Raw genomic sequence first — 12,030 nt, 5'->3', positions numbered from 1 at the left:
TTATCAACTGAATGCGGAGTATCCGAACATGCCAAAGATGAAGACCAAAAGTGGTGCTGCTAAGCGGTTTCTGAAAACTGCTAACGGTATCAAGCACAAGCACGCTTTCAAGAGCCACATCCTGACCAAAATGTCGACCAAGCGTAAGCGTCAACTGCGCGGTAGCAGCTTGCTGCATCCGTCTGACGTGGCAAAAGTCGAGCGCATGCTGCGCCTTCGTTAATTTTTGGATCAAGAATAGAGGAAGTAACTCATGGCTCGTGTAAAGCGTGGCGTCATTGCCCGTAAGCGTCACAAAAAAATTCTGAAACTTGCTAAAGGCTACTACGGCGCGCGTTCCCGCGTATTCCGTGTTGCCAAGCAAGCGGTAATCAAGGCAGGCCAATACGCCTACCGTGACCGTCGTCAGAAAAAACGTCAGTTCCGCGCTCTGTGGATCGCTCGTATCAATGCTGGTGCTCGTGTTAACGGTCTGTCCTACAGCCGTTTCATCGCTGGCCTGAAAAAAGCGTCCATCGAGATCGACCGTAAGGTTCTGGCTGATCTGGCAGTGAACGAAAAAGCGGCGTTTGCTGCGATTGTCGAGAAAGCTAAAGCCACCTTGGCTTAAGTACCCCCGGCAGTCACCGGGGCCTACATCTGTGGGCCCAGGTGTCGAACGTCATAAATAGGGGAAGAGCCTTAAAGCTCTTCCCCTATTTCGTATCTGGAGTCTGTACATGGAAAACCTGGACGCGCTGGTCGCTCAAGCACTAGAGGCTGTGCAAAGCGCTGAAGATATCAATGCCCTGGAGCAAATCCGGGTTCACTACCTTGGCAAGAAGGGCGAGTTGACTCAGGTGATGAAGACCCTGGGGAACCTGCCAGCCGAAGAGCGTCCGCAGGTCGGTGCGCTCATCAACGTTGCCAAGGAGCGTGTCACAGAGGTCCTCAATGCGCGCAAGGCGTTGTTCGAGGAGGCGGATCTGGCTGCCAAGCTCGCCGCCGAGTCCATCGACGTGACCCTGCCTGGCCGTGGCCAGACTTCCGGTGGCCTGCATCCGGTGACCCGGACGCTGGAACGCATCGAGCAGTTCTTCACCCACATCGGCTACGGCATTGCCGAAGGCCCTGAGGTCGAAGACGACTACCACAACTTCGAAGCGCTCAACATCCCAGGCCATCACCCGGCCCGGTCGATGCATGACACTTTCTATTTCAACGCGAACATGCTGTTGCGCACCCATACCTCGCCGGTACAGGTCCGCACCATGGAATCGCAACAGCCGCCGATCCGCATCGTCTGCCCAGGCCGTGTGTACCGCAGCGACTCCGATATCACCCACTCGCCGATGTTCCACCAGGTCGAAGGCCTGCTGGTTGATCGCGACATCAATTTCGCCGACCTGAAAGGAACGATCGAAGAGTTCCTGCGGGTGTTCTTCGAAAAAGAACTGGCCGTGCGTTTCCGCCCTTCGTACTTCCCGTTCACCGAGCCATCGGCTGAAGTCGACATGGAATGCGTGATGTGCAGCGGTAAAGGCTGCCGCGTCTGCAAACAGACTGGCTGGCTGGAAGTCATGGGCTGCGGCATGGTTCACCCGAACGTGCTGCGTATGTCCGGGATCGATCCGGAAGAGTTCTCGGGCTTTGCCTTCGGCATGGGCGTCGAGCGCCTGGCCATGCTGCGTTACGGTGTGAATGACTTGCGCCTGTTCTTCGACAACGACTTGCGGTTCCTTGCGCAATTTCGCTAAGCCGCAGACCCGTAACGAATCTAATAGGAGAGCAGGATGAAATTCAGTGAACAATGGCTGCGCGGCTGGGTAAGCCCGCAGGTAAGTCGGGACGAGCTGGTTGCTCGCCTGTCGATGGCCGGCCTTGAGGTCGATAGCGTCACGCCGGCCGCCGGTGATTTCAGCGGTGTGGTAGTGGGCGAGGTGCTGGGCACCGAGCAGCACCCAGACGCTGACAAACTGCGGGTTTGCCAGGTCAGCAATGGCGCGGAAACCTTCCAGGTCGTCTGTGGAGCGCCCAACGTGCGCCCGGGCCTGAAGATCCCGTTCGCCATGATCGGTGCCGAACTGCCGGGCGACTTCAAGATCAAGAAAGCCAAGCTGCGCGGCGTCGAGTCCAACGGCATGTTGTGCTCCCAGGCCGAGCTGCAGATTGGCGAAGGCAACGATGGCCTGATGGAACTCCCGGCGGATGCGCCGGTTGGCCAGGACATCCGTGAATACCTGGGCCTGGACGATGCGAGCATCGAGGTCGACCTGACGCCGAACCGTGGCGATTGCCTGTCCCTGGCCGGCCTGGCCCGTGAAGTCGGCGCGTTGTATGCCGCTCCAGTGACGCGTCCCGTGGTTGCGAGCGTGCCGGCCGTGCACGACGAAGTGCGTTCGATTGAAGTCCTGGCGCCGGCCGCGTGCCCGCGTTACCTGGGTCGTGTGATCCGTAACGTCGACCTGTCCAAGCCGACGCCGCTGTGGATGGTCGAGCGCCTGCGTCGCGCCGACGTGCGCAGCATCGACGCCGCTGTCGACATCACCAACTATGTGATGCTGGAGCTGGGTCAGCCGCTGCATGCGTTCGATCTCGCCGAAATCAACGGTGGCATCCGCGTACGCATGGCCGAAGAGGGTGAGAAGCTGGTGCTGCTCGACGGCCAGGAAGTGACCCTGCGCAGCGACACCCTGGTGATTGCCGACCACTCCCGTGCCCTGGCAATTGCTGGCGTAATGGGCGGCGAGCACAGCGGTGTCTCCACGACGACCCGCGATGTATTCCTGGAAAGTGCGTTCTTCGACCAGATCGCCGTCGCTGGCAAGGCCCGCTCCTATGGCCTGCACACCGACGCCTCGCACCGCTACGAGCGTGGCGTGGACTGGCAACTGGCCCGTGAAGCCATGGAGCGCGCCACAGGCCTGCTGCTGGATAACACGGGTGGTGAAGCCGGCCCGATCATCGAGACGGTCAGCGAACAGCACCTGCCCAAGATTGCCCCGGTCACCCTGCGTGCCCAGCGCATCACCCAGATGCTGGGCATGGAAATGGACCCGGCCGAAGTCGAACGACTGCTCAGCGCCTTGGGCCTGAACATCAGCGCCGATGGGGCAGGGCAGTGGCGCGTCGAAGTGCCAAGCCATCGCTTCGATATCAGCCTGGAAGTCGACCTGATCGAAGAACTGGCCCGCTTGTACGGTTACAACCGCCTGCCGGTTCGCTACCCGCAAGCACGCCTGGCCCCACAGGCCAAGGCTGAAGCCCGCAGCGACCTGCCGGAACTGCGCCGCCTGTTGGTGGCCCGTGGGTATCAGGAAGCGATCACCTACAGCTTCATCGATCCACGCCAGTTCGAGCTGTTCAATCCGGGTGTCGAGCCGCTGTTGTTGGCCAATCCGATTTCCAACGACATGGCTGCCATGCGCTCGTCCCTGTGGCCAGGCCTGGTCAAGTCGCTCCAGCACAACCTGAACCGCCAGCAGGATCGCGTGCGGCTGTTCGAAAGCGGCCTGCGTTTTGTCGGTCAGCTGGAAGGCTTGAAGCAAGAGCCGATGCTGGCCGGTGTCGTCTGTGGTAGCCGCTTGCCGGAAGGCTGGGCGCAAGGTCGCGATGTCGTCGACTTCTTCGACGTCAAGGCTGACGTCGAAGCGGTGCTGGGCTTCGCCGGTGCGCTCGACGCGTTCACTTTCGTCCCGGGCAAGCACCCGGCGCTGCACCCGGGGCAGACCGCGCGCATCGAACGAGACGGGCGTGAAGTCGGCTATGTCGGTGCCATTCACCCGGAATTGTCGAAAACCCTGGGCCTTGATCGTCCGGTCTTCGTTTTCGAGCTGGTCCTGGCCGAAGTGGCGCTGGGGAAAATGCCGAAATTCCAGGAGTTATCGCGCTTTCCTGAAGTGCGTCGTGACCTTGCGTTGCTGGCCGACCGTGACGTTGCTTCCAGCGCTGTGCTGGACGTAATCCGTGAAAATGCAGGCGAATGGCTCACGGACCTCAGGCTATTTGACGTGTATCAGGGTAAAGGCATTGATCCGCATAGAAAAAGCCTTGCAGTCGGCTTGACCTGGCAGCATCCATCGCGCACTCTTAATGACGATGAGGTGAATACCGCAACGCAGAATATCCTCACCTCGCTCGAAACCAGGTTGAACGCCACGTTAAGGAAGTGACGTATGGGGGCTCTGACGAAAGCTGAGATGGCGGAACGTCTGTATGAGGAGCTGGGCCTGAATAAACGGGAGGCCAAAGAATTGGTCGAACTGTTTTTCGAAGAAATCAGGCACGCTCTGGAAGACAACGAACAGGTCAAATTGTCCGGTTTTGGCAATTTTGACCTGCGGGACAAACGCCAGCGGCCTGGCCGCAATCCGAAAACGGGAGAAGAAATCCCGATCACGGCTCGCCGTGTGGTCACCTTTCGTCCAGGGCAGAAGTTGAAGGCCCGAGTTGAGGCTTATGCTGGAACCAAGTCATAACGACGAACTACCCGTCATCCCGGGCAAACGCTACTTCACCATTGGTGAAGTCAGCGAGCTGTGTGCGGTAAAACCGCACGTGCTGCGCTATTGGGAGCAGGAGTTTCCTCAACTCAACCCGGTCAAGCGCCGCGGAAACCGTCGGTATTATCAGCGCCAAGACGTGCTGATGATCCGGCAGATCCGCGCGCTGCTCTATGACCAGGGGTTCACCATCGGCGGAGCGCGTCTGCGCCTCTCCGGTGATGAGGCCAAAGACGATACAACCCAGTACAAACAGATGATCCGCCAGATGATCGCCGAGCTTGAAGATGTTCTGGTGGTGCTCAAGAAATAAATTTCTGCTTTTAAATACTTCCAGTTTTCAAAAGCTTGCGATATATTCCTGAGCGTTCCGTTGAGAAGCGGAACAAGATTCACGCCTAGTCGGGGCGTAGCGCAGTCCGGTAGCGCACTAGCATGGGGTGCTAGGGGTCGAGTGTTCGAATCACTCCGTCCCGACCATATTTTTCAATGACTTAGCCCAACTCTAGCCAGTTGGGCTTTTTCATTGGTGGGGAGTTTTTCGGGACTTCATCCTGTTTTCCTCTTCAAGATTGTCAGCACCGGTCCCCTAGAGTCGGTTGCTGATACCATATTTGCAGCTTCGATCAGATGCCCGAGCTCGGCGCCCGAGTAGTGACTGGTGATGCTGCCGTTCTTGTGTCCCAGCAAAGCCTTTCGGTCTTCCTGCGTGACACCTGCCGCCCGAAGGCGACGGCCAAACGTGTGCTTCAGGTCGTGCACCCTTATGGATGCATACCCAGGGTGAGCGGGGCGAAGGTTTTCCTCCTGCCAGAGTTTCGCCGCTCTCACCCGTGCTTTCTTCCAGGCCGAGTCGTTCATGCGATGCATGGCCGTGCCGTTGTACGGGAAAACCCATTCCTTGCTCAGGCCGCGCTGCTTATCAATGATCGACTTCGCCACGTTGTTCAGCACAACCAACCGCTCGTCGCCATTTTTCACGCCTGACCGTTCGTTCCTCCCGCCGAAGTCGGACGGTATCAGGAACACGCTGGTGCCAAGCTCCGGCACCGGAATCTCCCAGTCCCATCTCAACTTGCAGACCTCTTGCTCGCGGCAACCCGTGTTCACCTTGAACAGGGCCATCGTTTGCAGGTGCGCCGGCAATTCCCCGAAGAGGATCGACTGCTCTTCCCATGTCATGGGGTAGGGCTCGCGAACCTTTTTCTTCAGGTCCAACCTGGTCAGCATCGGAACCGAGTCCAGCCAGGGCCTGCGCTCCTCATCCCTCCATTTCCTCACGCAAAGCGAAAGGACCCGTATCACCCGCTCGATTGAGATGTTGATCGTTCTGGGCGCTACCGGCTTCAATTGCTTGCCGCACGGCATGACCATTCCCTTCAAGCGATCCCTCACGAACGGCTCAAGAGCCTGGTCATCGATGTGCGTCAATGGCAGATCCTTGAGATAAGGGTGCAGTTGCTTCAGGTGATGCGCAGTCAGCTTGATCGACGGCTGGTCCTTGTTGTCGATCAGGAACTTCGTTGCCGCCTCATCCCAGGTGCGCATCCGGCGCACGCCATACACCTTTTGCTGCCGAAGCTGCTCCAGGCGGTGAATCAGGTACTGCTCGGCTTCTTGCCGGTCACTAGTGCCAGTGCTTTCTCGAAGTCGCTCACCTCGGAAAACTTTGTCGATTTGCCAGATTCCACCTTTCTGGTAGAGGCCGGAGATCGCTTTTCTCGCCATGGTTTACCTCCTGTTGGTTCGCCACGGCGCTCGCTGCGGGGGCGATTGTTGTCCTGATTCGCTGCCTTTTCAATCGACTTGCTCTCGACGTAGGCGTCAGCCCACTGATCAAGCTCGATCCGATCGAAGGCTACCCCCTGCTTCCCGATCGGGAATTCGCGCACGTTTGGTCGAACCGTTTTGTTGAATTCGTCCCGGCACATACCGAGATAGCCGGGTGCATCCATGAACCGGATGAACCTCGGCGGAATGCTTGTTGCCTTTGCCGCTGTGGCGTTTGCCATGTACTTGCTCCGTGCCGCGCCTGGCGGCAGAAAGGGTTACGCGGGGCGCGCCTTCTGGATGATGTAAATGAGGATGCAGCCGGTGGCGGCGAGCCAGACCATCGAGCCGAAGCCGGCGGTGATCAGGCCTGCGTCCGAGCCCTGCTCGACCATTTCCGGCATCGCGTAGACGAACCAGAGCAGCGTGATGAGCAGGTACAGCAGGGCGCTGATCAGAACTTCAAACAGCTTTTTCGCTGACATAGGAATTCCTCGCCCGCCGTTCACCGGCAGGCTGTAGGTGGATTGGGTTAGTGGCGTTTCATGAAGGTGATCCAGTGCGTCTTTTCGCGCTTACCGGACTTGTGTCCAAACAGTGGTTGCTCATCGGTCAGGGCCAGGATCTCGCTGACTCGGACCTGGGTTTCGTTCCATTTGAAAATCAGGAACTGACCGGGGCGCAACACGCGGAAGCACTCGGCGAAGCCTTTGCGCAGGTCGTCCCGCCAGTCATCAGTCAGTATTCCGTACTTCAGGCGTAGCCAGCTCTCACGGCCCGCGCGAACCAGGTGCGGTGGGTCGAAAACAACCATGTTGAAGCTGGCATCGGGGAATGGCAGGTTGCGGAAATCCATGATGACGTCGGGCTCTACCTTCAGCACCCGGCCATCACACAGCACATGCTCTTCATCACGGATGTCGCCGAACAGGGCGCGCTGGTCGCCCTTGTCGAACCACATCATGCGGCTGGCGCTGCATGGATCAAGGACTTGCGCGTTCATGGCCTCGGCCCCCTGTAGATCAGGTGGGCCATGTAGAGCAGGGGGAGGATCATGGCGTCACCCGCTTGAACTCGATGACCCAGACCCATGGGTTGGCGTCCCAGGCATCAGGGCCATTGACTGCGTTCCAGAGGTTGGCGAACGCCCAGCGCGGCGCGCCAAGGCACTGTTCATGGCTGGTAGTCTTGTCCCACATCCAGCCATTGAGCTGCGGGTGATGCGCTTCCGGCGCAGGGCACGACCCGACATCGGTCCAGCCTTTACCACCGTGCCCGCACTTGCGGCCGTAGTCGGTGAAGAAACAGCCTTCGGCCTTGGCCTGGTCCTCGCTGATGTCCTGCAACCGCTCGACGCGGACGGCGGCGACCTCAAGCAGGATGCGGCAGACCCAGCGGTGCATGTGGATGCTCGGCCTGGAATCGCGCGGGTAATCCCAGTGGGCAACAGAGCCGTTGTACTCGGGATCTTCGCAACGGGCGTATAGGACTGGCTCCCTGTCGGCGGCGTAGCGTGACAGGACAGCACCGTTGGTTGTGTCGTAGTCCGCCTCGGTGGTCTCGCGCACCCACAGTCGGTCGCCTGGCTTGCCGTAGGGGCAGCGGCCATAGATCGCCAGTTCGGCGGCGCACTCTTCCTCAGTCGAGCCAGAAACGATGAATCCGTATCGCCGGTCATGCTGGCCTACCGCGATCCATTGGCAGCCATCGATATCAGAGCTACCGCGGTGCGGGATCTGGTCGCCCTTGACTGGGCGCCGGGTGACCGTCTTCCGGTCGTCCAGGATGGCGCGCACCATCGGCGCCGAGAACAAGATCGGCCGTTCCTTTACTTGAGTCATGGCGTCACCTCTCGGCGTGCCCACCAGCAGACCGGGCCGTCGTCCGTATCGTGAATCGCCAGGCAGAACCAATCCTCGCCTTCGGGACGGTCAGGATCCCAGTAGCTGCAATCCGGATCGCCCGCTTCGAAGTAGCGCTCCGAGACTGCCTCGTCGCTGTGGTATTCGAGCTCAACCATCTTCACCTGCAAGCGCTGTTCAGCGATCCAGGCTTTGGACTTTTCACCGTCGCCCTCTTCAAAGTCAGGCAGGTCGGGGTGCTGGAAAAAGCCGTTCTCGTCGCGCACGACTGGGGCTGGTTGAATCAATTTGATTTCTTCAGGCATGATTTCGTCCTTGCCGCTATAGCGGCTGAACTGTATGGATAAATTAAAGGACCTGTGAAATTTGGTGGTGTGCGTTATTATCGAGTAGCTTTAGTAGGTATTAGAAAGTCTTTTGCGTAATTATTGTCGGGGGTGCGGTTTGAGATCTGAGACTAAAACTTTAATTAACGAATCTGATAGAGGGTGCGTTATCATTGCAGCGGTAATTCTAGAAAAGCGGTTGGTCGACGACATAAGTGCGATTTTTGCAAAAAATGAACTTTCGAATAGATATATGTCTCACATATTCGACGGCAATGGGGCGCTTGGTAATTTCTCCTCAAAAATTTTAGTGGCGAAGGGCATGGGGCTGATATCTGGAGAGGTCATGCACGATTTGATGGTTATTAGAAAAATGCGAAATGAGTTTGCTCATTCTCTAACAGATGTCTCATTTTCTGATCCTAAGGTAAAATCACGTATCGATTCTATGTTTTTTGCTCGCCGAGCCAAAGAAAGTATGAAGGATAACCCAGCTTTCAACTTATCTGATGACCCCAATGGTCCTCCTGTATATTCATATAAGTCAATATTCTGTATCGCTGTTAAGGATTTGGATATTTATTTACTTGAAGCTCGCGTCTTAAGGTCTGGGTTGAAAATTAGGGCTGAAATCTAGATCAGTTACAAGAAATTAAGAAAGAGCTATTGGGGATGCTTGGCGGTGCATGCCCGGGCGGTGGAGTGGGTTGGAGAATCAGCTACAGTTCAGCGACCACAACGGAGGTTGCTATGAGCTGCTATATCTGCGGTAAAGACGTTGAAGCTGTTGTGTTCGCCGACAGCGAGGAATATCCGTGCTCAGACTGCGGACACTACCGAATTTCGGGAACGGCAATGGCGCTCTTCAAGTCGCACAACTGGACGTTCAATATTGATCTGGCGCGGCGATGGATCGCATCGCAGCAAGGTAATGGCACCATCCCGTTAATCGATTCGAACCGGGCGGCATCGCTGATCTAAGCGGCAGCCTTAAGCGCTTCGATGACCCGTTCGCCGGCCAGCGGCGGCACCGCATTGCCGGTCATGTGCATGGTCAGCCTATGATTGTCCGGGCGCTTGGTGTCTGGACCGAACGATTGGGCCGCCAGAGCCTCGTCAGCCGACAACATACGCATCTCGTCACCCCGCACCAGGGCCCAGCGGTCTAGCGTCGTGATGGTGCCGATTGGCCGGTCCAGGCTGCGACCGGTCAGGCCGGAGCCAGAGCCGTAATACGGCATGATGAAGTGTTCGCCGAAGCGCTCACGGCCATTTTTAACGCGGATCAGTGTCGATTCGGCGCGGCCAGGCTTTTCGATCTTGCTCCACTTCCCAGCGTTGAAGTCGAGGATGTCGCGGGCGGGCACATGCTGGCACCGGGGCAGCTGAAGGTGCAGCGGTGCCTTGCTGCGAGAGCAGACCATGAACAGCCGCACTCGGTGCTGGGGAACGCCAAGATCGGCGCAGTCAACTATGTGAGGTGCCAGCGCATAGCCAAGGCGTTGCATCGCGTCTGCCCAGGCCGGGTACAGAACCCAATCCATGAACTCCGGAACGTTTTCGATGATGGCGAAATCTGGGCGGTTGACTTCGGCGTTCGACACCGGAGACCAAGCAGTTGATCGTGAGTTGTCGTGCTTTGGATTGCCGTTATCCCGGCCCCTGGCCTTGGTGTGGCCTTGGCAGCAGGGGGAGGCAAGCATCAGGTCATGCTTTGGCACCTGCGACCAGTCGGCCTGGTGCAGATCCTGACAGACATGCTGCGTTTCAGGATGGTTGGCGCTATGCCATTCCACCGCGGCAGGCCAGTGGTTGGCCGCCCATAAGACCTGGAGCCCGGCGGCGCGGCCACCGGTGGTCCATCCGCCTAAACCGGCGAACAAATCGATTGCTGTGAGCATGCGTAATCCTTCGGCTATTGCGGTCGCTGGGTTGTGGTCAGGCGGTTGCGGACAGAGCGAGAGTTTCCTCGCCGCCGCGTGCAATGCCGGCGTGCAGCTCGACCTTGCTCCCAGCAAGCATGCCGGCGATTTGGGCGTTCATATCCAACTCAACGCCTTTACTTTTCCGCGACTCTTTGATGTCTTGAGCGGCCAGGTACTCGCTGATCAAGGCCTTGTCCTGCACCTGAATTGCGACGAGGCCTTGGCCAGCGGAGGGCTGACCGAGCGAATCATCGTCGCCTTGGGGCACAAGCGCTTTCAGCTTCGACTGGACCTCCCAAACCCACGCCAGTGCAAAGTGGTCGCCGGCGGTTTCTGCCGAATACTCACTGCGCCGAACTCCAGACCTGACTGCTGAGCAGTACTCCTTCCGCGCCTGTGTGAGCTTGGTGTGCAGGGCCTCATACGCATACAGCGCGATGTTCTGGGCCGGAGAAACGCCGACGAATATCGCGCACTCGATGACCTGGCCTTTTGCTGGACTCCACTTCCTACGCCGCAGGGTCGTGCAGCTGAATGCTTCCGCTACGGCGATGCTCAGTTGTTGGTCCCAAGCCGGCCGTCGCTTGGCGCGGAAGAGAGCCGACTCGACTTCGCCGACGTCGCTCAACTTCACATCCATCTCGGTGAGGCGGTATTCGCGCATCAATGCCTGTGCCTGCCGCAGCGCCGTGGCGGCTTCGTTCTCGTTGGCGCTTTGGGCCAGTGCCAGGCAGTGCTTGATTTTGCGGATCGCACGCTCAAGCTTCTTTTCGTCGATTTGTTGTGCGGACATAGAAGATCCTCGCCGGCTGGCGTGATTCGTTGAAGTGGGGTATTTGTGTCGCTCAAGACTGAGTTGGGCGGACGGCTATGGATCGGATAACCAAGGTTTTTGTGTTAGCTGTTGAGCTCGATAAGCTACAAAAGTATCCATGTAGAAAATGTAATCTTGAGACAAGGCACAAAGTGGTCGCGTGCTTGACTGAAAACGGCTCCCAAGACTGCGGCGGTGGTCACAGCGTTGACTGGACCGAAGAGAATCAGTTAATCCAGTGTATGGGCTGTGAGGAAGTGTCGTTCCGAGTCTGCTCAACAAATTCTGAGGACTATGATCATGAATATGACACGGGCCACCGCTTTTTCAATGAGACGATTACTTATTATCCCGGTCGCGCAATTGGTTCTAAGGTAATAGATCATTGGCTTCTACCGTGGGGCATAGGTCAAATTTATAAGGAAGCCCGGTCGGCTGTAGAGAATGAGCTATTTATCATCGGTGGCATAGCTATCAGAACATTGCTGGAGTCCATTTGCTCGGATGTTGGGGCAAAAGGTCGAAAGCTTGACCAGAAAATCGACGATCTTCATGCCAAATCATTGGTAACAAAGGAAGGCGTAGAAACACTTCACAAAATAAGAATTCTTGGTAATAGGGCAGCGCATAAGTCTGAAGCACATTCTAAAAATCAGCTTCTTTTAGCGCTTGAAGTAATCGAGCACATCCTCATTGGCAGTTACATAATTCCAGAGAGAGCGAAAGAACTCTTTAAGAATTTGGAAGTCGTGAAGCAGCTTCCATCTCCTGCTGACGCTCCACCATGATTGACCTCTATTCTTGCTGACGAGTCAGGCGCCGCCCTCCGTGACCGGTGGTGGCATGATTCGT

The 12,030-nt window shown here is 57.4% G+C and carries 17 protein-coding genes and 1 tRNA gene; 10 read left to right on the top strand and 8 right to left on the bottom strand.

What is annotated here, in order from left to right:
• Window positions 1-28 precede the first annotated feature (28 nt).
• From rpmI to F7R20_RS20210, 7 genes are all read left to right on the top strand, one after another.
• On the top strand, window positions 29-223 hold the full coding sequence (gene rpmI, locus F7R20_RS20240; RefSeq protein WP_002553160.1) for a 50S ribosomal protein L35: 195 nt from the start codon (window positions 29-31) through the stop codon (window positions 221-223).
• A gap of 30 nt (window positions 224-253) precedes the next feature.
• On the top strand, window positions 254-610 hold the full coding sequence (rplT, locus tag F7R20_RS20235) for a 50S ribosomal protein L20 (protein ID WP_002553161.1): 357 nt from the start codon (window positions 254-256) through the stop codon (window positions 608-610).
• Between the two features lie 109 nt (window positions 611-719).
• Window positions 720-1,736: a phenylalanine--tRNA ligase subunit alpha gene (gene pheS, locus F7R20_RS20230; RefSeq protein WP_003203624.1), complete on the top strand. Its 1,017-nt coding sequence runs from the start codon at window positions 720-722 to the stop codon at window positions 1,734-1,736.
• A 36-nt stretch (window positions 1,737-1,772) separates the two neighbouring features.
• Window positions 1,773-4,151 (top strand): phenylalanine--tRNA ligase subunit beta, encoded by a 2,379-nt coding sequence (gene pheT / locus F7R20_RS20225; protein WP_003203622.1) that lies wholly within the window; start codon window positions 1,773-1,775, stop codon window positions 4,149-4,151.
• A 3-nt stretch (window positions 4,152-4,154) separates the two neighbouring features.
• Entirely contained in the window at window positions 4,155-4,457 is a 303-nt protein-coding gene (ihfA, locus tag F7R20_RS20220; protein ID WP_002553164.1) for an integration host factor subunit alpha, read from the top strand.
• A complete protein-coding gene (locus F7R20_RS20215; protein ID WP_003179985.1) occupies window positions 4,438-4,794 on the top strand; it encodes a MerR family transcriptional regulator in 357 nt (118 codons plus the stop codon). Before ihfA ends, F7R20_RS20215 begins: the two co-directional genes overlap by 20 nt.
• 90 nt (window positions 4,795-4,884) lie before the next feature.
• Window positions 4,885-4,961, top strand: a tRNA-Pro gene (locus F7R20_RS20210).
• A gap of 69 nt (window positions 4,962-5,030) precedes the next feature.
• On the opposite strand, the gene F7R20_RS20205 is transcribed toward F7R20_RS20210, so the two are convergent.
• The 6 genes from F7R20_RS20205 to F7R20_RS20185 are packed head-to-tail and all read right to left on the bottom strand — an operon-like array spanning window position 5,031 to window position 8,418.
• Window positions 5,031-6,158, bottom strand: coding sequence for a tyrosine-type recombinase/integrase (locus F7R20_RS20205; RefSeq protein WP_232002356.1), 1,128 nt, complete (start codon window positions 6,156-6,158; stop codon window positions 5,031-5,033).
• Window positions 6,080-6,493 (bottom strand): hypothetical protein, encoded by a 414-nt coding sequence (locus F7R20_RS31970; RefSeq protein ID WP_003203616.1) that lies wholly within the window; start codon window positions 6,491-6,493, stop codon window positions 6,080-6,082. The genes F7R20_RS20205 and F7R20_RS31970 overlap by 79 nt, the downstream gene beginning before the upstream one ends.
• 36 nt (window positions 6,494-6,529) lie before the next feature.
• Window positions 6,530-6,736 carry a hypothetical protein gene (locus F7R20_RS20200; RefSeq protein WP_003203614.1) on the bottom strand — a complete coding sequence of 69 codons (207 nt, stop codon included), beginning with the start codon at window positions 6,734-6,736 and terminating at the stop codon, window positions 6,530-6,532.
• A 47-nt stretch (window positions 6,737-6,783) separates the two neighbouring features.
• On the bottom strand, window positions 6,784-7,254 hold the full coding sequence (locus F7R20_RS20195; RefSeq protein ID WP_003203613.1) for a class I SAM-dependent methyltransferase: 471 nt from the start codon (window positions 7,252-7,254) through the stop codon (window positions 6,784-6,786).
• 49 nt (window positions 7,255-7,303) lie between these two features.
• Entirely contained in the window at window positions 7,304-8,092 is a 789-nt protein-coding gene (locus F7R20_RS20190; RefSeq protein ID WP_003203611.1) for a hypothetical protein, read from the bottom strand.
• Window positions 8,089-8,418, bottom strand: coding sequence for a hypothetical protein (locus F7R20_RS20185; protein WP_003203609.1), 330 nt, complete (start codon window positions 8,416-8,418; stop codon window positions 8,089-8,091). Before F7R20_RS20185 ends, F7R20_RS20190 begins: the two co-directional genes overlap by 4 nt.
• Before the next feature lie 112 nt (window positions 8,419-8,530).
• Here F7R20_RS20185 and F7R20_RS20180 point away from each other — a divergent pair, with 112 nt between their 5' ends.
• On the top strand, window positions 8,531-9,076 hold the full coding sequence (locus F7R20_RS20180; RefSeq protein WP_003203607.1) for an MltR family transcriptional regulator: 546 nt from the start codon (window positions 8,531-8,533) through the stop codon (window positions 9,074-9,076).
• Window positions 9,077-9,189: 113 nt separating this feature from the next.
• Complete coding sequence (locus tag F7R20_RS20175; RefSeq protein WP_033028132.1) at window positions 9,190-9,420, top strand: hypothetical protein; 231 nt, start codon at window positions 9,190-9,192, stop codon at window positions 9,418-9,420.
• Here the strand turns inward: F7R20_RS20175 and F7R20_RS20170 are convergent.
• Together F7R20_RS20170 and F7R20_RS20165 are read right to left on the bottom strand one after the other, a co-directional pair.
• Window positions 9,417-10,340 (bottom strand): DNA cytosine methyltransferase, encoded by a 924-nt coding sequence (locus F7R20_RS20170; RefSeq protein WP_003203603.1) that lies wholly within the window; start codon window positions 10,338-10,340, stop codon window positions 9,417-9,419. The two genes, F7R20_RS20175 and F7R20_RS20170, sit on opposite strands and share 4 nt — an antisense overlap.
• A 37-nt stretch (window positions 10,341-10,377) precedes the next feature.
• The gene (locus tag F7R20_RS20165; RefSeq protein WP_003203601.1) at window positions 10,378-11,157 is read right to left on the bottom strand and encodes a DUF2786 domain-containing protein; all 780 of its coding nucleotides are present in this window, start codon (window positions 11,155-11,157) and stop codon (window positions 10,378-10,380) included.
• Between the two features lie 185 nt (window positions 11,158-11,342).
• On the opposite strand from F7R20_RS20165, the gene F7R20_RS20160 reads away from it, so the two are divergent.
• Window positions 11,343-11,966, top strand: a complete 624-nt coding sequence (locus F7R20_RS20160) for a DUF4145 domain-containing protein (RefSeq protein ID WP_197675461.1) — start codon at window positions 11,343-11,345, stop codon at window positions 11,964-11,966.
• The last annotated feature ends 64 nt before the right edge of the window (window positions 11,967-12,030 follow it).

The sequence above is a fragment of the Pseudomonas brassicacearum subsp. brassicacearum genome (assembly GCF_008801605.1).
In the GTDB taxonomy this organism is placed as follows: Bacteria; Pseudomonadota; Gammaproteobacteria; order Pseudomonadales; family Pseudomonadaceae; genus Aquipseudomonas; species Aquipseudomonas brassicacearum.
The sequence above is the reverse complement of the archived record's forward strand: the minus strand, read 5'-3'. Positions and strand labels throughout refer to the sequence as shown.